The sequence below is a fragment of the Aquitalea aquatica genome, from assembly GCF_013911085.1.
GTDB classification, from domain to species: domain Bacteria; phylum Pseudomonadota; class Gammaproteobacteria; order Burkholderiales; family Chromobacteriaceae; genus Aquitalea; species Aquitalea aquatica.
Genome location: NZ_JACERN010000022.1, coordinates 291,463 through 310,932, shown reverse-complemented (window position 1 = coordinate 310,932; position 19,470 = coordinate 291,463). Strand labels below are relative to the sequence as shown.

Below are 19,470 nucleotides of genomic sequence, written 5' to 3'. Positions count from 1 at the left end.
CAAATACCGCTTTAAAGCCATGGCATTCGGCCGTCACGCTGCTTAGCGTCGCGGCATTGTGCTGCTGCACTAAACGGCATCCGGCTGCTGTGCCGGGTGTGCGGCCTGTACCGCTGGCAGCGCGCTCAAGGCCGCATCCACCCGCACGATATGCGGGAAAGCTGCCAGATCCACGCCGAAACGCCGTGCAGCAAACACCTGCGGCACCAGGCAGACATCCAGCAAGCCAGGGGCATCGCCACAGGCATAAGTGGCTGGCTGGCTGGCCAGCTGCAGCTCCAGCGCAGTAAAGCCGGTGGTAATCCAGTGACGTATCCATTGGGTTTTCTGCACATCGTCCTGGCCCAGCTCGGTCTCCAGATACTTGAGCACACGGGCATTGTGCAAGGGATGAATGTCAGCACAAATGCTCAGCGCCAGTGCACGCACCCGGGCGCGCTCGATCAGGCCGGATGGCAACAGCGCCGGGGTATCCGGATAGGCTTCATCCAGATATTCACAGATGGCCAGCGACTGGCTCAGCAACTGGCTATTATCCAGCAGCGCCGGTACCAAGCCTTGCGGATTAAGCGCCAGATAGGCCGGGGCACGCTGCTCACCCTTGAGCAGATTGACCGGCTGCTGCCGGTATTGCAGGCCTTTGAGATTGAGCGCAATGCGCACCCGATAAGCCGCGCTGGAGCGGTAGTAGCCATACAGCACACGCTCAGTCATTGCCCATCACCCGCTGATCGATACGACCGAAAATCGACTGTCCGCTGGCATCCAGCATTTCGATACGGACATGGTCACCCGGCTGCATGAAAGGCGTGCGCGCCTCGCCACTTTCGATGATCTCTATCATGCGCTGCTCGGCCAGGCAGCAGGAGCCGGTGCTGCGGTCGTGATTGGAAATGGTACCGGAGCCAACAATGGAGCCGGCCGCCAGCTGGCGGGTTTTCGCCACATGCGCCACCAGTTGCGCAAAACTGAACTGCATCTCCACCCCGCATTGGGGTTCGCCGTACAACGCCCCGTTGTATTCCACGCGCAGTGGCAGATGCACCTTGCCATCGCGCCAGGCGGCACCCAGCTCGTCCGGGGTAACTGCCACCGGTGAGAAAGCAGTGGCCGGCTTGCTCTGGAAGAAGCCGAAACCCTTGGCCAGCTCGGCCGGAATCAGGTTGCGCAGGGTGATATCGTTCACCAGCATCAGCAGGCGGATATGGCTGGCACACTCTGCAGCAACTGTCCCCAGCGGTACATCATCGGTAATCACCGCCACTTCGCCCTCGAAATCCAGCCCCCAGCTGACATCGGCCAGCGGAATGGCCGCATGGGGTGGCAGGAAGGCGTCCGAGCCGCCCTGATACATCAGCGGGTCGTGGTAAAAGCTGGCCGGCACTTCGGCACCGCGCGCCTTGCGCACCAGCTCCACGTGATTGAGATAGGCACTGCCATCGGCCCACTGGTAGGCACGCGGCAAGGGGCTGTGGCAGGCGGCCTGGTCGAAATCGACAGCCCCGTTGACCGGCCCCTGGTTCAAGGCGGCATAGACTTCCTGCAAGGCCGGTTCACAGCGGCCCCAGTCATCCAGTGCGGCTTGCAGGCTGGCGGCGATATGCGGAACGGCGACGGCGCGGGTGAGATCGCGGCTGACGACCATCAGCTGGCCATCGCGGGTGTGATTTTGGTAGGTGGCAAGTTTCATGTGTGTTCTTTCTGCTCACCGACCGGCCTTGACCGGTCGCGGGAGGCGATCAGGGGATGATGCGGCTCAGACCTTGGGCTTCCAGCTATCGACATAGCCGGCCCACTCTACGGCAGGCAGACCCGGCCCCTGCTCCAGTGCGCTGCGGGTATCTATCATCACCGCCACTTCGTCAGTGAATTTCTTCGGCTCACTCATGGCCTTGGCAAATGCCTTGGGATGCGGGCCATGGGTAAAGCCGGCCGGGTGGAAGGTGAGCATGCCGGGCTTGATGTTGTCACGGCTGAAGAAGTCGCCAGCGTGATAGAAGATGACTTCGTCGTAGTCGTCGTTGTTGTGATAGAACGGCACCTTCAATGCACCAGGGTCGGATTCGATCGGACGCGGCACAAAGGTGCAGATCACAAAACCATCCGCCACAAAGGTGCTGTGTGCCGATGGCGGCAGATGGTAACGATGGCTCATCAAGGGGCGGATGTCGCGCCAGTTGATACGTGCCACGGCGATATTACCGTGCCAGCCGATGGCATCCAGCGGATTGAACGGATAGGTCACGGTGGACAGCGCATTCAGGCGCTTGATCACCACCTGCCACTCGTCCTCGGTCTGCTGCGCCTTGAAGGCATCGTCGATGGCCGGCACATCCAGCATGGCCTCGTCGAAGATGGCATGCGGCCCCACCAGTCCCTTGTCCGGCAGTTGGTAAGCGCCATTACTGGCCTCGATCAGCAGCATGGTGGTGGTGTCGGCCGGCTCGATGCGCCAGCTGGTGGAACGCGGAATCAGGATGTAATCACCATCGCGATAGCTCAGATGGCCGTAGTCGCAAAACAGCTCGCCGCTGCCGGCATGGATGAACAGCAGGTCGTCGCCGTCGCCATTGCGGAACAACTGGGTCATGGCCTGGCTGCAGGTCCAGATACGGAATTGGCACTGGCTGTTATGCAAGACCAGCGGCGCGCCCCACGGAGCAGCCGTTTCTTTGGGCAGCTCATTCAAATCAAAGGCACGCGGCTTGAGCGGGCCTTCCCAGGCCGACCAGCCGGTGGGCGGGTGCTTGTGATGCAGATGGGTAGCCGGGCCGAAAAAACCGCTGCGCCCGACTTCTCGTTCATAAATGCCCTCGGCCGGCAGATCGGCATGAGCCTGACGGGAAATTGTCCCTTCCCGGTGCGGGAAACTTATCCATTTGCGCATGGGCCATTCCTTGCCATATGGCGCAGCAAGCGCCACCGGCTATCGATTTTGCAGATCGGCGAACAGACAAGCTGTTCGCCGCACAGTCACCATCCGGCTCAGTCAGCCTTCAGCACACCACGGCGGATCTGGTCTTCTTCGATGGATTCGAACAGGGCACGGAAGTTGCCCTCGCCAAACCCTTCATTACCCTTGCGCTGGATGATTTCAAAGAAAATCGGCCCGATGACGGTTTCGGTGAAGATCTGCAGCAGGATGCCCGCCCCCTCTACCGGTGCGCCATCAATCAGGATGCTGTTCTTGCGCAGGCGGGCCAGATCTTCACCATGGCCGGCCACGCGGCTATCCACCTTGTCATAATAGGTGTCCGGCGTATCCAGGAAGCGGGTGCCGGCGGCTTTCAGCGTTTCCACCGTCTGGTAGATGTCACGCGTGGTCAGCGCAATGTGCTGGATGCCTTCACCATGGTATTCGCGCAGGAATTCTTCGATCTGGCTCTTGTCGTCGGAAGACTCATTGATGGGGATGCGGATCTTGCCGCAGGGGCTGGTCATGGCCTTGGACACCAGGCCGGTCAGCTTGCCTTCGATGTCGAAATAGCGGATTTCGCGGAAATTACCGATGCCTTCGTAGAAGCCAGCCCATTTCGCCATATTGCCGCGGAAAACATTGTGGGTCAGGTGGTCGATCTCAACCAGGCCGACACCAGCCGGGTGCTGGTCGACCCCCTCCAGCGGCAGGAAATCGACATCGTAGATATTGTGGTTCGGGCCATAACGATCGACAAAGTACAGTGCCGAACCACCAATCCCCTCCACCGCCGGAATATTCAGCTCCATCATGCCGATGGGGCGCACATAAGGCTTGGCACCATGGGCCAGCGCATAGTCATAGGCTTTGGCCGCATCCTTGACGCGCCAGGCCATGGCACAGGCCGATGGGCCGTGCACCTTGCCAAACTCATTGGCCGGCTGGGACGGTTCACCATTCAGGATGAAATTGATGTCGCCCTGGCGGTACAGGCTGACATTCTTGCTGCGATGGCGGGCCACTTCGATAAAACCCAGCGACAGGAACAGCTGGCGCAGATCGGCAATGCCTTGCTCGGTGGGGGCGGTGTACTCGACAAACTCGAAGCCGTCGGTCGCCAGCGGGTTTTGCAGCAGTGCTTCCATTTTCATCATTTCTCCTCTTTATCCATTGGCAGTGCCGACCTGGATCACAAGCCGGCCGCCATGGCTGATGTGCAATACGGCAAGGGTCACAACCGGCCATGCAAGGCAGCAGGAGTCAAGGCGGGGGACAATGGACAAAGCGGAGGAACGGGCAGCGTATTGGCTAGTCAGCAGGCAGCCCCGCAGGGCAGCGGTGCACGCAACAGACCAGCCTCAACAAGCCGGATGTGGCAGAGGGTACCGGTGGGATGGACCATGCCATGCGACAGCCAGCGCCATCGCCTTTCCCTGGCGGCACGATTGTGTGTGTCTCACCGGGGCTCTCCTCTATCTTTGCCGACATTATCCAGTGATCTCGCGCCACCGTGTAAAATGTCCGGGTTAGGCTATTTATTCTAGGGAAAATGCCTAGCAATTTTCTTGCAAACATTCCCCAGACAAACAATAACTAGAAATATAATTTCAAAAAATTCAAATCAGAGGAGTTTACATGCCAAGTCTTACGCTAGATAAGACAGACTTGCGCATCCTGTCGGAGCTACAGCTCAATGGCAGGTTGACCAATGTGGAGCTTGCGGAAAGAGTCGCCCTCTCTCCCTCACCTTGCCTGAGACGTCTCAAGCAACTGGAGGAGTCCGGCGTCATCCGCCAATATGTCGCCTTGCTCGATCCGGCCAAAATCGGCCTGGGCCTGCAAGCCTATGTGCGTGTCGTGCTGGAGAAGCGTGGCAATACACATGTGCAAAGTTTCATTGATGCGGTCCAGCGCTGGCCGGAAGTGATCAATTGCTTTGCAATGACTGGGGAAATGGACTATCTGCTGCAAGTTTATTTTGAAGATCTGGAACATTTCTCGCGCTTTGTCATGGATGAGCTGCTACAACAGCAAGGCGTGGAGGATGTGAAATCCAGCTTTGTCCTGAAAGAAATCAAGCGCACCACTTCGCTACCGCTCAGCCAGCTCAGAAGTCTGTGAGCTGGAATGCCTGCCTGAGTCACTGCGCCATCCGATATATCCTGGAGGAATAAGCAAAGGCCCCGGTATGACCGTGATCCGACGACTGCACATCCTGCCCCTTGCTGTTGCAATAATGTTGCACAGCACAGCATGGGCATTTTCGGTCACGTTCATTTCGCCGGGGCGCCATGACGAAGCGTATTGGTTCAGTGCCACACGAGCCATGCAAGCGGCCGCACAGCAACTGGATATCCAGTTGGAGGTGTTATATGCCGAGCGCGATCCACTGCAGATGGTCAACTTGACCCGTGCCGTCACCCAGCGCCGCCACAAACCGGACTACCTGTTGCTGGTCAACGAAAAACTGACCGGCCCGGCCATGCTCTCGCTGGCCGATCAGGCCGGCATCCCCTGCTTTCTCAGCTTCAACCAACTCACCCCCACCCAGTTGCAAAATAGCGGCCAGCCACGGCAAAGACTCAAGCACTGGCTGGGTTCGCTGGCACCGGACAATGCCATGGCCGGAGCACTCACCATGCAGGGACTACTGGCCGAGGCTGGCCGGCGGTTTCCCGCCGGCACACCATTGCATGTGCTGATGATGGCGGGCGATCACGCCACCCCGGCCTCGACCGAGCGTGTAGCCGCGGCCCAGCGCGTGCTGGCCGCACATCCTCAAGCCAAGCTGACACAGCTGGTCTACGGCGAATGGGAACGCCAGCGCGCCTTGCAACAGGGGCAATGGCTGCTACAACGCTATCCACAGATCAATCTGGTGTGGGCCGCCAATGACGAAATGGCTTTCGGCCTGGAGGAAGCCATCCGCCGCCACGGCCAGCAGCCCGGCCGCGAAGTACTGCTCAGCGCCATCAACAACTCGTCGCAAGCCATGCACGAGCGCCGGCAAGGCCGGATCAGCGCCCTGGCAGCCGGCCACTTCATGACCGGAGCCTGGAGTCTGGTGCTACTGTATGACTATCAGCACGGCCACGATTTCGCCGACGAAGGACTGCTGCTACAGCCTGCCATGTTCAGCGCCATCTCTGCCACACAGGCCCAGCGCTTTTTGCAGCAGTTTGCCAATAATGATTTCAGCAGCATCCGTTTCAGGCAATTCAGCAAATTTGCCAACCCGGCCCTGCAGCACTACACCTTTCGTTTCAGCGCTGTGCTGAACTAGGAGCTGGCACATGCCGACCCGCAGACTCACCCGCCAGCTAATCTGGCAGCTGCTGTTGTATACCCTGCTGTTCGGGGCAGCGGTGACCGGCCTAAAAGCCGCGCTGGTATGGTACAACGGCAAGCAGCAGATGGATGCCATACCCGCCACGGTATCCCGCCTTTACCTGCCACTGCTGAGCCAGAGTGCCTGGGATGTGGATATTCCGGCCATCCAGCTGCAGTTACGGCTGATCGCCCAAATCCCCGGCGTACAGAGCGTAGCCCTGCGCACCGAACTGGGCCAGTCGCTGCGCTATGACAATCCGGAACAGCAGGGGCAGGACAATAACGGTCAATACCAGTTATCCCTGCTCTCTCCACATAGCACAGAGGCAATTGGCAGCCTGCTACTGACGGTATCCCACCAACACATCTACAGCACCATGCGTCAGGAAGTGGCCAGCGCCACCCTGGCTTTCCTGCTGGGCTTCTTCGGCCTGGCGCTGCTGCTGTGGCTGCTGTTCAACCGCCGGCTGGTACGACCACTGCAGGGTATGGCAGAAATCGTGCGCAACTATCAGCCCGGCATGCAGCTGCCTCCGCTCTTGCCCGGCCAGCAGCAAGGCCAGATCGACAACGAGCTGAGCGAGCTGGCCCGGGCCTTTCGCAGCATGAGCGACAATATCAGCCACCACCTGCAGGAAAGACAACAGATCGAAAATGAGCTGGCCAGCCACCGCGACCAACTGGCCGGCCTGGTAACAGAGCGCACCCGCGAGCTGAAGCAACTACTCAATTTTCAGCAACTGATTGCCGGCATTTCCACCCGTTTCATCAATATTCCGCTGCATGACATCGATCAGGCGACCAAGATGGCACTGGGCGAGATCGGTCATTTCATGCAGGTAGAGCGCTGTTATCTGATCAGCTTTGCCGATGACTGGCTGGTCAATACCGTACATGAATGGTGTGCTTCCGGCATTCAGCCCACCACCCACTCCCTGCAAGGCCAGAGCATGCTGCGCCGCCGCTGGGCCAGTCAGCAATTGCAAGAGCATGGCCTGCTGTCGCTGGACACCCTGGACGAGCTGCCTGACGACGCCACACTGGAACGCCAGGAGCTGGAAGAACATCAGATACAAAGCCTGTTCATGCTGCGCATCGATCACATGGGCCGCCCGGTAGGCCTGTTCGGCTGTGACATGGTCAGCAGCCCACGCCACTGGCAGGGCAAGGAACAGCAACAGGCCCGCCTATTGGGCGAAACGCTGGCCAATACCATCATCCGCCGCCAGCAGTTGCAAGCACTCAGCCAGACCCAACAGCAGCTGCACGCCGCCAATGCTGATCTGGCCCGCATGGCCTTCAGTGACGGCCTCACCGGCATTGCCAACCGCCGCTATTTCGACGAACGACTCAGCCTGTATTTCAATGCGGCCCGTACCACCGGCAAGGCATTGAGCGTCTTGCAGATCGATATCGATTATTTCAAGCAATTCAATGACAGCTATGGTCATCTGGCCGGAGACCAATGCCTGCGCCAGGTAGCGCAATGCATACAGGAGCAGTTGCCGGCAGCGGCTGATCTGGCGGCTCGGGTCGGCGGCGAGGAATTCGCAGTCCTGCTGCCGGGCTATCTGGCCGCGGAGGCTGTGGCGCTGGCAGAAGCCATCCGCTTGGCCGTCTGGCAGCTGGCCATTGCCCATCGCCAGAGTCGTGCTGGCGACCGGGTCTCCATCAGTATCGGCGTAGCCAGCCTGCAGGGGCCGCCACAGTCCGAACACCAGCTGATGCGCAATGCGGATAAAGCGCTTTATCTGGCCAAACATCATGGTCGCAACCGGGTGGAAATAACCGATACCGATCACTGATCGGTCGCGACTCATCGGCGACCAAACCACCATGCAAAAAGCCCGGCAGTGCCGGGCTTCTTCATTACAGCAGGGGACCGATTACAAACCCAGTCGTTGCCATACGGTGGACACCAGGCCAGCCTGGTTCAAGGTATAGAAATGCAGGCCCGGCGCACCATTGGCCAGCAGGCGATCGCACAACTCGGTCACCACATCCAGCCCCAGGGCGCGGATGGAGGCCGTATCGTCATAGTAGGACTGCATGCGCTGGCGCAGCCAGCGTGGCACTTCTGCCCCGCACATATCGGAAAAACGGCATAGCTGACCAAAGTTGGCGATCGGCATGATGCCCGGCACGATGGGAATATCCACACCGCGCGCCTGCGCTTCGTCGACAAAGCGGAAGTAGGCATCGGCATTGAAGAAGTACTGCGTCATGGCCGAATTGGCGCCGGCCTTGACCTTGCGCACAAAGTTGTTCAGGTCATCCTCGGCCGATTTGGACTGGGGATGGAATTCCGGGTAGGCCGCCACTTCGATATGGAAATGGTCGCCGTGCTCGCTGCGGATGAACTCCACCAGTTCGTTGGCATAGCGGAATTCGCCAGCCGCTACCATGCCGGACGGCATGTCGCCACGCAGCGCCACAATGTGACGGATGCCGTGATTGCGGTATTCATTGAGGATGGCGCTGATGTTTTCCCGGGTCGAACCGATGCAGGACAGGTGCGGCGCGGCGGCATGGCCTTCGCTGCGGATTTCCAGGACGGTGGACAGGGTGCCATCGCGGGTGGTGCCGCCGGCACCAAAAGTCACCGAGAAGAATTGCGGCTTGAACTGCGCCAGTTGCTGGCGCGTGGTACGCAGCTTGGCCACGCCTTCGGGGGTCTTGGGCGGGAAAAACTCGAAGCTGAAGGTTTTTTTCGGTTCGTTCATGATCGTCTCTGTCCCTGCTCGTGGCGGCAGGCTGTGTTCTGGTACTGCAGCATGGCGGGCCTGCGCTGGCCTGCCGATAAAAAAACGGACAGGTGCATTCTACCCTGCCCTGTCCGTTCGCCTTACAGCCCGCTATCAATAACGATAGTGCGCCGGCTTATAAGGACCCTGCTTGGGCACGCTGATGTAGGCGGCCTGTTCATCCGACAGCTCGGTCAGGTTGGCGCCGATACGCTTCAGGTGCAGGCGGGCCACCTTCTCGTCCAGATGCTTGGGCAACACATACACTTCCTTGCCGTACTGCTCACCGTGCTGGAAGATCTCCATCTGCGCCAGCACCTGGTTGGTGAAGGAGTTGGACATCACGAAGCTGGGGTGGCCGGTGGCGCAACCCAGGTTCACCAGGCGGCCTTCGGCCAGCAGGATGATGCGCTTGGCCGGTTCATTGCCCTGGGCCGGGAAGATGATGTGGTCTACCTGCGGCTTGATATTGTCCCACTGGTATTGGCGCAGGCTGGCGACTTCGATTTCGCTGTCGAAGTGGCCGATATTGCACACGATGGCGTTGTTGCGCATCTTCACCATGTGATCATGGGTAATCACCGACACATTGCCGGTGGTGGTGACAAAGATGTCACCCTGATCAGCCACGTCATCCATGCGTACCACGCGGTAGCCTTCCATGGCAGCCTGCAAGGCGCAGATCGGGTCTACTTCGGTGACCCATACCGTGGCACCCAGGCCACGCAGGCTCTGCGCGCAACCCTTGCCCACATCACCGTAACCCAATACCACGGCCACCTTGCCGGCGATCATCACGTCGGTGGCGCGCTTGATGCCATCCACCAGCGATTCGCGGCAGCCATACAGATTGTCGAACTTGGATTTGGTCACCGAGTCATTCACATTGAATGCAGGGAAAGGCAAACGGCCTTCCTTTTGCATCTGGTACAGGCGATGCACGCCGGTGGTGGTTTCTTCAGTCACGCCCTGGATGTGCGGCAGACGCTTGGAGTACCAGTGCGGGTCCACTGCCAGATAACGGGCAATCGCGGCAAACAGTGCGGTCTCTTCTTCATTGGCCGGGTGGCTGATCACGCTGCGATCCTGTTCGGCCTTGCTGCCCAGCATCAGCAGCAAGGTGGCGTCGCCGCCATCGTCCAGAATCATATTGGCTTCCTGACCTTCCGGCCATTCGAAGATCTTGTGCGAGAACTCCCAGTATTCGTCCAGGTTCTCTCCCTTGAAGGCAAACACCGGGATATTGGCAGCCGCAATGGCAGCGGCAGCGTGGTCTTGCGTGGAGAAGATATTGCAGGAAGCCCAGCGCACATCGGCCCCCAGCTCCACCAGGGTTTCGATCAGCACACCAGTCTGGATAGTCATGTGCAGCGAACCGGCAATGCGTGCGCCGCGCAGCGGCTTCTGGTGCGCGAACTCTTCGCGCAGCGCCATCAGTCCGGGCATTTCGGTTTCGGCAATCGCCAACTCCTTGCGCCCCCAGGCGGCAAGGTTGATGTCGGCTACATGGAAATCGGTGAATTCAGCCATCGTGCAAAGTCCTTTTACACGCCGGCCAGAACGCGGCTCACCCGCTATTCCGGCTTCGGCACGGAGTTTAGTCAGGTGAGCGCCGTTTGCAAGAAGCCCGAGCCTGGGGATTGACCTCGCAGCGCTCCTCGGGAGTGCCGTAATTATACCTAGAGACGTAAAAATGTGAATGAAACTTCTCTGACAAGGGGTACACTGAAATATTGCCGTCCGCATAGTCACATTGCATAGAGAAGCGCATGTCTTTTGTTTTCACTACCATTTCAGCGACAGCCGGCCTGGCCGCACTGAGTGCAGCCACCATCGGCATCCTGGCCTGGGAACGACGTCAGGTGACAGGGGCGCGCTGGCTGGCCTGGCTGATGCTGGCGGTAACAGTATGGGCAGGTGGTGCCATGCTGGAATTGTCTTCTTCCTTGCTGCGCGAGAAAATTCTCTGGTCCAAGGTGGAATACTTGGGCACCCTCACCGCACCAACGCTATTTTTTCTGCTGGCGGCAGACTACAACCAGCTGGACAAGGCGCTCCGCCTGCGCAGCATCGCCACGCTGTTCCTCATTCCCCTGCTCAGCCTGGGACTGGCTATCAGCAATGAGAAACACGGCCTGATCTGGAGCAGCTTCCAGGCCTCGCCATCCGGCTACAACCTGCTTATCTTCAACCATGGCCCGCTGTTCTGGCTGTTAGTCGCCGGCTATTCCTATCTGATGATGCTGCTGGGTTCCTTGCTATTGCTACGCACCCTGCACTTTTATCCGCCCCACTACCGTGGCCAGTCGCTGATCCTGATGCTGGGCGCCATCGTTCCCTGGGTCGGCAATCTGCTCTATTTGTCGGGCAACATCCCACTACGCGGGCTGGACCCCACCCCCTTGTGCTTTGCCATCACCGGCATGGTGTTTGCCTTTGATCTGCTCTATCTGCGCATGCTGTATGTGGTACCGATTGCTCGCGGCAATGCCTTCAATGCCATGGGTGACGGTATTGTGGTGATCGATCCCAACAAGACGATTCTCGATATCAACCCTGCGGCCGCCAATCTGTTTGGCAAGCCAGCTGCCGTACTATGCGGCCAGCCGCTGCAGATTGCGTCACTACTTGCCGTAGCCGATCAGGATGGTGCCCATCAAGTGGAACTCAACGGCCCCGGCTCTCGCTCCATTCTGGAAGTTCGCGCTTTTCCCATCAGGGAGTCAGGCGTTACGCTGGGCGGCCGCTTGCTGGTGCTGCGTGACATCTCGCGCCAGCGTCGGGCAGAGGAAGCATTGCATCAGGCCTATATGCAGCTGAAAACCCGCATCGACGAAATCGAGACGCTGCAGGACACCCTGCGCGAACAAGCCCTGCACGACCCGTTGACTGGCCTCTATAACCGACGCTATCTGGAAGAAACACTAGACCGGGAAATCAGCCGGGCCGAGCGAGAACAGCAGCCACTGACCTTTGCCCTGATTGATCTGGACAACTTCAAAAGCATCAACGACCGCTTCGGCCACATTGCTGGCGACCAGGTACTGTGTGCACTGGCGGACCTGCTACGCCGCTACTGCCGCCAGGCCGATATTGTTTGCCGGCTTGGTGGTGAGGAGTTCATCGTGGTACTCCCCTCCGCCGATCAGCGTAACGGTTGGATGCGCCTGGAGTTACTACGCCGCCGCTTTGCCGACTTGCGCTACCAGGCGGACAGCGTGGCGTTCTCTGCCACCTTCTCCTGCGGCATTGCCTGCTACCCCAGTGATGGCAATGGCTTTGCCAAGCTTTATCAACTGGCAGACATGGCCCTGTACGAAGCCAAGGCACAGGGTAAAAACCAGGTCAGGCTGCATGGCAACCCGCTGCCGGACCTCACGGATATTCCCTTGCTACAAGCACATATGGTGAGTAAATAGCAATAAAAAACCGGGAACGCGTCCCGGTTTTTGATGATAGCTGTGGCTGCCTTACTTGACGATGCGCAAGCTCGGCCTGCCGCTGGGGCGTGGTACTGCCGGCTCATCGGTCCTGCTATCTTCCGGCTCGGACTCGCTGGCCACCACAGGTGCCAACACCGGCGACTCGGGCACACCGCCCAACTCGACTTCAAAGCCCATTCCTTCGCCGGTTTCCCGGGCAAAAATGGACATCACATTGCCGACAGGCACCCAAATATCACGTGATACCCCGGCAAAACGTGCGGAAAAAGACACCCACTCGTTGTCGATACGCAGATTCTGGGTGGCCCCGGCTGCAATATTCAACACGATTTCGTTGTTCTTCACGTACTCGCGCGGGACATCGGCGTGCTCGTCCACCCACACCACCAGAAACGGCGTATGGCCATTATCCGTACACCATTCATACAGGGCACGGATCATGTAAGGCTTGGTGCTGGCGCTCATGGTCATTCCTTACTTGCGCATGGCCTTTTCAGACGGGGTCAGCGAGTCGATGAAAGACTGGCGCTGGAAAATACGTTCCGCGTACTTGAGGATAGGCGCAGCATGCTTGCCCAGGTCGATGTTGTAATGCTCCAGACGCCACATCAGCGGGGCGATGGCCACGTCGATCATGGAGAAGTCATCACCCAGCATGAACTTTTGCTTGGCAAATACCGGGGCAATGGTGGTCAGGCCGTCACGAATGGCCTCACGCGCCTTGGTGGCTTCCTTGCCGGTTGCGCCGGCTTCCAGCACCTTCACATTGCAGAACAGCTCGTTCTCGAAGCGGTGCAGGAACAGGCGGGCACGGGCACGCATCACCGGATCAGCCGGCATCAGCTGCGGGTGCGGGAAACGCTCGTCGATGTATTCGTTGATGATATTGGATTCGTGCAGGATCAGGTCGCGCTCTACCAGTACCGGCACTTCGTTGTAGGGATTCATCACAGCCAGGTCTTCCGGCTTGTTGTGAATGTCCACATCGATGATCTCGAAATCCATTCCCTTTTCATACAACACGATACGGCAACGTTGGCTGAAGGGGCAGGTAATTCCAGAATAAAGAGTCATCATGGCTAGCGGATATCCTTGACAGAGGCAATCATTTTCGATCGAAGCGGTGATTTTACCATTTTCAGGCAGGCAATTTCCACAACTACATCGCAAAGCCATGATTACAAAAGAAAAAAGGCGGAAAATTCCGCCTTTTTCATGATGCCAGACCAGTGCTTAGTGCACGTCTTTCCAGTATTCCTTCTTCAGGAAGTAGGTCAACGGCAAGAGCAGCAGACCAAGGAACATCAGTACGACATAACCGATCTGGTGACGTTTGACTTGTGCCGGCTCGCCGATGAAGACCAGGTAATTGGTCAGATCAGCCATGCGCTTGTCAAACTCCACGGTATTGGCCTTGCCGTTTTCCAGCTTAGTCAGGCTACCAGCCTTAACCAGTTCGAGCTTGTGCTCTTCATGGCCAGCGGCGTTCTTCTCGGTCTTCAGTACCTGCTCGCCCTGCATTTCCCACAGCACGTGCGGCATACCAACCTTGTCAAACACCAGGTTGTTCCAGCCGGTAGGACGAGTCGGATCACGGTAGAAGCCGCGCAGATAGGCATACAGATAGTCGGCACCACGCGAACGTGCAATCAGCGACAGATCCGGGGGCGGAGCGCCCAGCCATACCTTGGCATCTTTCTTGTCCATGCTGACATTCATCTGGTCGCCGATCTTGGCACCATCAGGCAGCAAGTTGGCCTTGATCTGCTCTTCGGACAGGCCGATATCTTCCAGACGGTTGTAGCGCATGGCGCTAGCCGAATGGCAGGACAGGCAGTAGTTGCTGAACAACTGTGCACCGCGCTGCAGGCTTTCGGTGTCCTGGATGTCGATCGGGGCCTTTTCCAGCGCCGGGCCTTCATTGGCCAGAACGGTGCCGCTTACCGGCAACACCAGCGCCATGGCAGCGATCAGGTGGCGGATTTTACTTTTCATATGTCCTTTCCCCTTGCTTACACGTTGGTGCCGAACAGATAGGCCGCGATGATCGTCACAGCCACCAGCACCAGGAACTGCAACTGGCGCTTGCCATTGGTCTCCGTCACGCGGGTCGGTACCGGTACCGAGCCGACATCGTTCTTGGTATAGAACGGCATACCCAGGAAGAAGGCAAAGTAGACGAAGGACAGAATCTGCGAAATCAGGGTACGGCCAGCCGTCGGCGGCATAGCACCCAGCATGCCCAGACCGATAAAGGCGATGATGAACAAGACCAACATGAACTTGAACTTCGGACCGCGATAACGGATGGACTTGATCGGGGAACGATCCAGCCACGGCAGGAAGGCAATCACCACCACCGCAGCGCCCATGCCGATCACACCCCACACCTGGGTACCCAGGAAGGACGGAATGGCACGCAAAATGGCGTAGAACGGAGTGAAGTACCATACCGGTGCAATATGCGGCGGGGTTTTCAGCGGATCAGCCTGGTCGAAGTTCGGATGCTCAAGGAAGTAGCCACCCATTTCCGGCAGGAAGAACACGATGGCAGAGAACACGATCAGGAATACTGCCACACCGAAAATATCCTTCACGGTGTAGTAGGGATGGAAAGGAATGCCATCCAGCGGGATGCCCTTTTCGTCCTTCAGTTTCTTGATTTCCACGCCGTCCGGGTTGTTGGAACCCACTTCGTGCAGGGCAATCAGGTGAGCCACGACCAGAGCCAGCAGGACCAGCGGCACGGCAATCACGTGCAGGGCGAAGAAGCGGTTCAGCGTGGCATCAGACACCACGAAGTCACCACGAATCCACACCGACAGATCCGGACCGATAACCGGGATGGAACCGAACAGGTTCACAATCACCTGCGCACCCCAGAAGGACATCTGGCCCCAGGGCAGCAGATAACCCATGAAGGCTTCAGCCATCAGGCACAGGAAGATCAGGCAGCCAAACACCCACACCAGCTCACGCGGCTGCTTGTAGGAGCCGTAAATCAGGCCACGGAACATGTGCAGGTAAACCACCACGAAGAACATGGAAGCACCGGTGGAGTGCATGTAGCGGATGATCCAGCCACCTGCTACATCACGCATGATGTATTCCACCGAGGCGAATGCCACCGGAATGCCAGCACCGTTGAGGGTGCCATCCGGCTTGTAGTTCATGGTGAGGAAGATGCCGGTCACGATCTGGATAACCAGCACCAGCATGGCCAGCGAGCCGAAGAAGTACCAGAAATTGAAGTTCTTCGGTGCGTAGTACTCGGTAACGTGCTCTTTCAGCATCGACGACAGCGGGAAGCGGTCGTCAATCCAGTTCAGCAGCTTTTGTCCTTTGCTCATTTTTCCCCCTAAGCTTATTTGTCGTCGCCAATCAGCAGGCGGGTATCGGACAGATACTTATGCGGCGGGATTTCCAGGTTCTTCGGAGCCGGAACACCCTTGAATACACGGGCGGCCAGGTCGAACTTGGAACCATGACACGGGCAGTAGAAGCCACCCAGCCATTCCGGGCCCAGATCGGCAGGAGCCAGATCAGGACGGAAGGTCGGCGAACAGCCCAGGTGGGTACAGATACCCACGGCCACCAGCAGTTCAGGCTTGATGGAGCGGCCTTCGTTCTGGCAGTACTTGGGTTGTTGCTCTACTTCGGACTTGGGGTCCGCCAGCTTGGGGTCGTTCTTGGGCAGGTCAGCAATCTGCTGCTTGGTACGGGACAACAGCCATACCGGTTTGCCGCGCCACTCGACGTTGATCTTCTGGCCCGGCTCCAGCTTGCTGATATCCACCTCAACCGGTGCACCAGCAGCTTTTGCCCGTTCAGACGGGAAGAAACTCATCAGAAACGGCGTTGCCACCCCGGCAACGGCCACACCCCCAACAGCGCTGGTTGCTACCGTCAGAAACCGACGGCGCCCCGTATCGACTTGTTGTTCACTCATTACAGTCATCCTCAAACGTGGAAACCGAGCTCAAACTTCAAACCAGACGATTTTACCTGATTACCAGTAGGGACATGAAGCGCCTATGCAAATAAATTGAGCCAGGTTGGGTAGATTTGTCTAAACCGGATTAAAAAGATCGACAAACTCAACAGTTATGCCGGGTAAATGAGAAGCCTTCTCGCCCAGAGCCTGCACGCCGTAGCGCTCTGTTACATGGTGCCCTGCCGCAATGAATGCCACGCCATACTCCTCGGCCAGATGGAAACATTGTTCCGAGACCTCGCCTGTGACAAATGCATCAACACCGAGGCGGATGGCTTCCTGAAAGAATGACTGCGCCCCGCCCGTGCACCAGGCCAGTCGGCGCACTGGCCGCTCGGCCGGGCCCAGTAGCATGGCTTGCCGCCCCAGGCTGACAGAAATCTCCTCGGCCAGTTGCGCGGCAGTCCCGCCAGCCGGCCAACTGCCATGCCATAACAGTCCCTGCTCACCAACCTGACCCTCAGCCTGCCAGCCCAATCGCTTGGCCAGGGTGGCGTTATTACCCAGTTCCAGATGTCCATCCAGCGGCAGATGATAAGCAATCAAGCTGATGTCATGCTGCAACAGTTTGGCCACGCGCGCACGCTTCATGCCAATCAACCGGGCGTCTTCACCCTTCCAGAAATAGCCATGGTGCACCAGGATGGCATCTGCGCGGCGGGCAATCGCCACATCAATCAGTGCTTGCGAAGCAGTCACACCCGTGATGATGTGGCTTACCTCTGCTCTACCTTCTATTTGCAATCCATTGGGCGCGTAGTCCTGATAGCGCCACGGTTCCAGCCATTCATCCATGCTGGCAAGCAGCTGCTGTAATTGCATGATGTATCCTTGCGAAATGAGCTGCTGCCTATTGTGCCAGAGAAGCCGGCGGCCACCCGCCATCGCGCAGAAAAACAAAAACCCCGCACAAGTGCGGGGTTTTTGATTCAGCGAGAGGCTGAGACAGCTTACATCATGCCGCCCATACCACCCATGCCGCCCATATCCGGCATGCCGCCAGCAGCCGGCTTGTCTTCCGGCAGTTCTGCGATCATGCAATCGGTAGTCAGCATCAGGCCGGCAACGGAAGCAGCGTGTTGCAGAGCGGAGCGGGTTACCTTGGCCGGATCCAGCACGCCCATTTCCAGCATGTCGCCGTATTCGCCGGTAGCCGCGTTGTAACCGAAGTTACCCTTGCCTTCCAGTACCTTGTTCACCACTACGGACGGCTCGTCGCCAGCGTTCTTGACGATCTGACGCAGCGGGGCTTCGATGGCCTTCAGTACGATCTTCACACCGGCATCCTGATCAACGTTGTCGGTCTTCAGGCTATCCAGAGTGGAGCGGGCACGCAGCAGAGCTACGCCACCACCAGCCACAACGCCTTCTTCTACAGCGGCGCGGGTAGCGTGCAGCGCGTCTTCAACGCGAGCCTTCTTCTCTTTCATTTCAACTTCAGTAGCGGCACCAACCTTGATCACGGCAACGCCGCCGGCCAGCTTGGCCACGCGTTCTTGCAGTTTTTCGCGGTCGTAATCGGAAGAAGCTTCTTCGATCTGGCGACGGATTTCACCCACGCGAGCCTGGATGGCATCAGCCTGACCAGCGCCATCGATGATGATGGTGTTTTCCTTGCCCACTTCGATACGCTTGGCTTGGCCCAGCATGTCCAGAGTGGCTTTTTCCAGGGTCAGACCCAGTTCTTCGGCAATCACGGTACCGCCGGTCAGGATGGCGATATCTTGCAGCATGGCCTTGCGACGGTCGCCAAAGCCCGGAGCCTTGACTGCAACCACCTTCAGGATGCCACGAATGGTGTTGACCACCAGGGTAGCCAGCGCTTCGCCTTCAACATCTTCAGCGATGATCAGCAGCGGACGGCCCGACTTGGCCACTTGCTCCAGTACCGGCAGCAGGTCGCGGATGTTGGAAACCTTCTTGTCAAACAGCAGTACAAACGGATTGTCCAGAGCGGCAATCTGCTTTTCCTGGTTGTTGATGAAGTACGGGGACAGGTAGCCGCGGTCGAACTGCATGCCTTCCACCACGTCCAGCTCGTTGTTCAGGCTCTTGCCGTCTTCAACGGTGATCACGCCTTCCTTGCCCACTTTTTCCATGGCGGTGGCGATGATTTCACCGATATCGGAATCGGAGTTGGCCGAGATGGAACCAACCTGGGCGATTTCCTTGGTGGTGGCACATGGCTTGGCGATCTTGGCGATTTCACCTACCAGGGAGATCACAGCCTTGTCGATACCACGCTTCAGGTCCATCGGGTTCATGCCGGCAGCAACGTACTTCATGCCTTCTTGAACGATGGCCTGGGCCAGTACGGTCGCCGTGGTAGTGCCGTCACCGGCCACGTCGGAAGTCTTGGAAGCCACTTCCTTCACCATTTGCGCGCCCATGTTTTCGAACTTGTCTTTCAGTTCGATTTCCTTGGCAACGGAAACACCGTCCTTGGTGATGGTCGGCGCGCCAAAGGAGCGGTCCAGTACGACATTACGGCCTTTCGGGCCCAGGGTAACCTTGACAGCGTCAGCCAGGATATTGACGCCAACTACCATTTTGGCACGAGCGGAATCACCAAACTTTACGTCTTTTGCAGCCATTCTCAAATCTCCAGAATTCTATAGGGTCGTTTGAAGTCGGTATGGGTCGGAATTACTCGACGATGCCCATTACATCTTCCTCGCGCATCACGAGGACTTCATCACCGTCAACCTTGACGGACTGACCGGAGTACTTGCCGAAAATCACTTTGTCGCCAACTTTCAGTTCCAGCGGACGGCGCTCGCCATTGTCCAGAACCTTGCCGTTACCGACAGCCAACACCTCGCCCATGTCGGGCTTTTCAGCGGCCGCACCCGGCAAAACGATGCCGGAAGCAGTCTTTTCTTCAGCCTCAAGGCGCTTGATAACAACACGATCGTGCAGCGGACGAATTGCCATTGATCTCTCCTAAATACTAAGTGGCTGTTGAATGCAATATGTACTGCCAGGGTGGCAGTGTGGGGCAGGTTTAGCACTCACCCCTGACGAGTGCTAATAATAGGGACG

The 19,470-nt window shown here is 58.1% G+C and carries 18 protein-coding genes and 1 riboswitch; of the genes, 4 read left to right on the top strand and 14 right to left on the bottom strand.

Features of this window, described 5'->3' with window-relative positions; all coding sequences use genetic code 11:
- Window positions 1–69: 69 nt before the first annotated feature.
- The 4 genes from maiA to hppD all read right to left on the bottom strand — a co-directional run bounded on the left by maiA (window position 70) and on the right by hppD (window position 4,068).
- Window positions 70–714 (bottom strand): maleylacetoacetate isomerase, encoded by a 645-nt coding sequence (gene maiA, locus H2Z84_RS07275; protein WP_181835384.1) that lies wholly within the window; start codon window positions 712–714, stop codon window positions 70–72.
- Window positions 707–1,690, bottom strand: a complete 984-nt coding sequence (locus H2Z84_RS07270) for a fumarylacetoacetate hydrolase family protein (RefSeq protein WP_181835383.1) — start codon at window positions 1,688–1,690, stop codon at window positions 707–709. The genes maiA and H2Z84_RS07270 overlap by 8 nt, the downstream gene beginning before the upstream one ends.
- 66 nt (window positions 1,691–1,756) lie before the next feature.
- A complete protein-coding gene (locus H2Z84_RS07265) occupies window positions 1,757–2,887 on the bottom strand; it encodes a homogentisate 1,2-dioxygenase (RefSeq protein ID WP_181835382.1) in 1,131 nt (376 codons plus the stop codon).
- A 98-nt stretch (window positions 2,888–2,985) separates the two neighbouring features.
- Complete coding sequence (hppD, locus tag H2Z84_RS07260) at window positions 2,986–4,068, bottom strand: 4-hydroxyphenylpyruvate dioxygenase (protein WP_181835381.1); 1,083 nt, start codon at window positions 4,066–4,068, stop codon at window positions 2,986–2,988.
- Between the two features lie 484 nt (window positions 4,069–4,552).
- Here hppD and H2Z84_RS07255 point away from each other — a divergent pair, with 484 nt between their 5' ends.
- The 3 genes from H2Z84_RS07255 to H2Z84_RS07245 all read left to right on the top strand — a co-directional run bounded on the left by H2Z84_RS07255 (window position 4,553) and on the right by H2Z84_RS07245 (window position 8,052).
- Window positions 4,553–5,038, top strand: coding sequence for an Lrp/AsnC family transcriptional regulator (locus H2Z84_RS07255; RefSeq protein ID WP_089085887.1), 486 nt, complete (start codon window positions 4,553–4,555; stop codon window positions 5,036–5,038).
- Between the two features lie 67 nt (window positions 5,039–5,105).
- On the top strand, window positions 5,106–6,200 hold the full coding sequence (locus H2Z84_RS07250; RefSeq protein ID WP_309545451.1) for an ABC transporter substrate-binding protein: 1,095 nt from the start codon (window positions 5,106–5,108) through the stop codon (window positions 6,198–6,200).
- A 10-nt stretch (window positions 6,201–6,210) separates the two neighbouring features.
- Window positions 6,211–8,052, top strand: coding sequence for a GGDEF domain-containing protein (locus tag H2Z84_RS07245; protein WP_181835379.1), 1,842 nt, complete (start codon window positions 6,211–6,213; stop codon window positions 8,050–8,052).
- Between the two features lie 81 nt (window positions 8,053–8,133).
- Here H2Z84_RS07245 and metF read toward each other — a convergent pair whose 3' ends face one another.
- Together metF and ahcY are read right to left on the bottom strand one after the other, a co-directional pair.
- Window positions 8,134–8,970: a methylenetetrahydrofolate reductase [NAD(P)H] gene (gene metF / locus H2Z84_RS07240; RefSeq protein WP_181835378.1), complete on the bottom strand. Its 837-nt coding sequence runs from the start codon at window positions 8,968–8,970 to the stop codon at window positions 8,134–8,136.
- A 135-nt stretch (window positions 8,971–9,105) separates the two neighbouring features.
- Window positions 9,106–10,521, bottom strand: a complete 1,416-nt coding sequence (ahcY, locus tag H2Z84_RS07235; RefSeq protein WP_181835377.1) for an adenosylhomocysteinase — start codon at window positions 10,519–10,521, stop codon at window positions 9,106–9,108.
- Window positions 10,522–10,591: 70 nt separating this feature from the next.
- A riboswitch (S-adenosyl-L-homocysteine riboswitch) is annotated at window positions 10,592–10,656 on the bottom strand.
- A 104-nt stretch (window positions 10,657–10,760) separates the two neighbouring features.
- On the opposite strand from ahcY, the gene H2Z84_RS07230 reads away from it, so the two are divergent.
- A complete protein-coding gene (locus H2Z84_RS07230; RefSeq protein WP_181835376.1) occupies window positions 10,761–12,410 on the top strand; it encodes a histidine kinase N-terminal 7TM domain-containing diguanylate cyclase in 1,650 nt (549 codons plus the stop codon).
- Window positions 12,411–12,461: 51 nt separating this feature from the next.
- Here H2Z84_RS07230 and H2Z84_RS07225 read toward each other — a convergent pair whose 3' ends face one another.
- From H2Z84_RS07225 to groES, 8 genes are all read right to left on the bottom strand, one after another.
- Window positions 12,462–12,899, bottom strand: coding sequence for a ClpXP protease specificity-enhancing factor (locus tag H2Z84_RS07225; RefSeq protein ID WP_181835375.1), 438 nt, complete (start codon window positions 12,897–12,899; stop codon window positions 12,462–12,464).
- 9 nt (window positions 12,900–12,908) lie between these two features.
- A complete protein-coding gene (locus tag H2Z84_RS07220) occupies window positions 12,909–13,511 on the bottom strand; it encodes a glutathione S-transferase N-terminal domain-containing protein (RefSeq protein WP_082693274.1) in 603 nt (200 codons plus the stop codon).
- Window positions 13,512–13,667: 156 nt separating this feature from the next.
- The gene (locus H2Z84_RS07215) at window positions 13,668–14,429 is read right to left on the bottom strand and encodes a cytochrome c1 (protein ID WP_181835374.1); all 762 of its coding nucleotides are present in this window, start codon (window positions 14,427–14,429) and stop codon (window positions 13,668–13,670) included.
- Window positions 14,430–14,446: 17 nt separating this feature from the next.
- Window positions 14,447–15,784: a cytochrome b gene (locus H2Z84_RS07210; RefSeq protein WP_181835373.1), complete on the bottom strand. Its 1,338-nt coding sequence runs from the start codon at window positions 15,782–15,784 to the stop codon at window positions 14,447–14,449.
- A 14-nt stretch (window positions 15,785–15,798) separates the two neighbouring features.
- Complete coding sequence (gene petA, locus H2Z84_RS07205; protein WP_124642297.1) at window positions 15,799–16,383, bottom strand: ubiquinol-cytochrome c reductase iron-sulfur subunit; 585 nt, start codon at window positions 16,381–16,383, stop codon at window positions 15,799–15,801.
- Between the two features lie 120 nt (window positions 16,384–16,503).
- Window positions 16,504–17,250: a Nif3-like dinuclear metal center hexameric protein gene (locus tag H2Z84_RS07200; protein ID WP_181835372.1), complete on the bottom strand. Its 747-nt coding sequence runs from the start codon at window positions 17,248–17,250 to the stop codon at window positions 16,504–16,506.
- A gap of 128 nt (window positions 17,251–17,378) precedes the next feature.
- On the bottom strand, window positions 17,379–19,022 hold the full coding sequence (gene groL / locus H2Z84_RS07195; RefSeq protein ID WP_103524241.1) for a chaperonin GroEL: 1,644 nt from the start codon (window positions 19,020–19,022) through the stop codon (window positions 17,379–17,381).
- A gap of 52 nt (window positions 19,023–19,074) precedes the next feature.
- On the bottom strand, window positions 19,075–19,362 hold the full coding sequence (gene groES / locus H2Z84_RS07190; RefSeq protein WP_124642293.1) for a co-chaperone GroES: 288 nt from the start codon (window positions 19,360–19,362) through the stop codon (window positions 19,075–19,077).
- Window positions 19,363–19,470: the final 108 nt, after the last annotated feature.

Bases quoted from the DNA above. Each gene is read 5' to 3' on its own strand.
- H2Z84_RS07230 (WP_181835376.1), top strand. From the start codon at position 10,761: ATGTCTTTTGTTTTCACTACCATTTCAGCGACAGCCGGCCTGGCCGCA.
- petA (WP_124642297.1), bottom strand. From the start codon at position 16,383: ATGAGTGAACAACAAGTCGATACGGGGCGCCGTCGGTTTCTGACGGTA.
- metF (WP_181835378.1), bottom strand. From the start codon at position 8,970: ATGAACGAACCGAAAAAAACCTTCAGCTTCGAGTTTTTCCCGCCCAAG.
- maiA (WP_181835384.1), bottom strand. From the start codon at position 714: ATGACTGAGCGTGTGCTGTATGGCTACTACCGCTCCAGCGCGGCTTAT.
- H2Z84_RS07255 (WP_089085887.1), top strand. From the start codon at position 4,553: ATGCCAAGTCTTACGCTAGATAAGACAGACTTGCGCATCCTGTCGGAG.
- hppD (WP_181835381.1), bottom strand. From the start codon at position 4,068: ATGAAAATGGAAGCACTGCTGCAAAACCCGCTGGCGACCGACGGCTTC.
- H2Z84_RS07265 (WP_181835382.1), bottom strand. From the start codon at position 2,887: ATGCGCAAATGGATAAGTTTCCCGCACCGGGAAGGGACAATTTCCCGT.
- ahcY (WP_181835377.1), bottom strand. From the start codon at position 10,521: ATGGCTGAATTCACCGATTTCCATGTAGCCGACATCAACCTTGCCGCC.
- H2Z84_RS07200 (WP_181835372.1), bottom strand. From the start codon at position 17,250: ATGCAATTACAGCAGCTGCTTGCCAGCATGGATGAATGGCTGGAACCG.
- groL (WP_103524241.1), bottom strand. From the start codon at position 19,022: ATGGCTGCAAAAGACGTAAAGTTTGGTGATTCCGCTCGTGCCAAAATG.
- H2Z84_RS07250 (WP_309545451.1), top strand. From the start codon at position 5,106: ATGACCGTGATCCGACGACTGCACATCCTGCCCCTTGCTGTTGCAATA.
- H2Z84_RS07270 (WP_181835383.1), bottom strand. From the start codon at position 1,690: ATGAAACTTGCCACCTACCAAAATCACACCCGCGATGGCCAGCTGATG.
- H2Z84_RS07220 (WP_082693274.1), bottom strand. From the start codon at position 13,511: ATGATGACTCTTTATTCTGGAATTACCTGCCCCTTCAGCCAACGTTGC.
- H2Z84_RS07215 (WP_181835374.1), bottom strand. From the start codon at position 14,429: ATGAAAAGTAAAATCCGCCACCTGATCGCTGCCATGGCGCTGGTGTTG.
- groES (WP_124642293.1), bottom strand. From the start codon at position 19,362: ATGGCAATTCGTCCGCTGCACGATCGTGTTGTTATCAAGCGCCTTGAG.
- H2Z84_RS07245 (WP_181835379.1), top strand. From the start codon at position 6,211: ATGCCGACCCGCAGACTCACCCGCCAGCTAATCTGGCAGCTGCTGTTG.
- H2Z84_RS07225 (WP_181835375.1), bottom strand. From the start codon at position 12,899: ATGAGCGCCAGCACCAAGCCTTACATGATCCGTGCCCTGTATGAATGG.
- H2Z84_RS07210 (WP_181835373.1), bottom strand. From the start codon at position 15,784: ATGAGCAAAGGACAAAAGCTGCTGAACTGGATTGACGACCGCTTCCCG.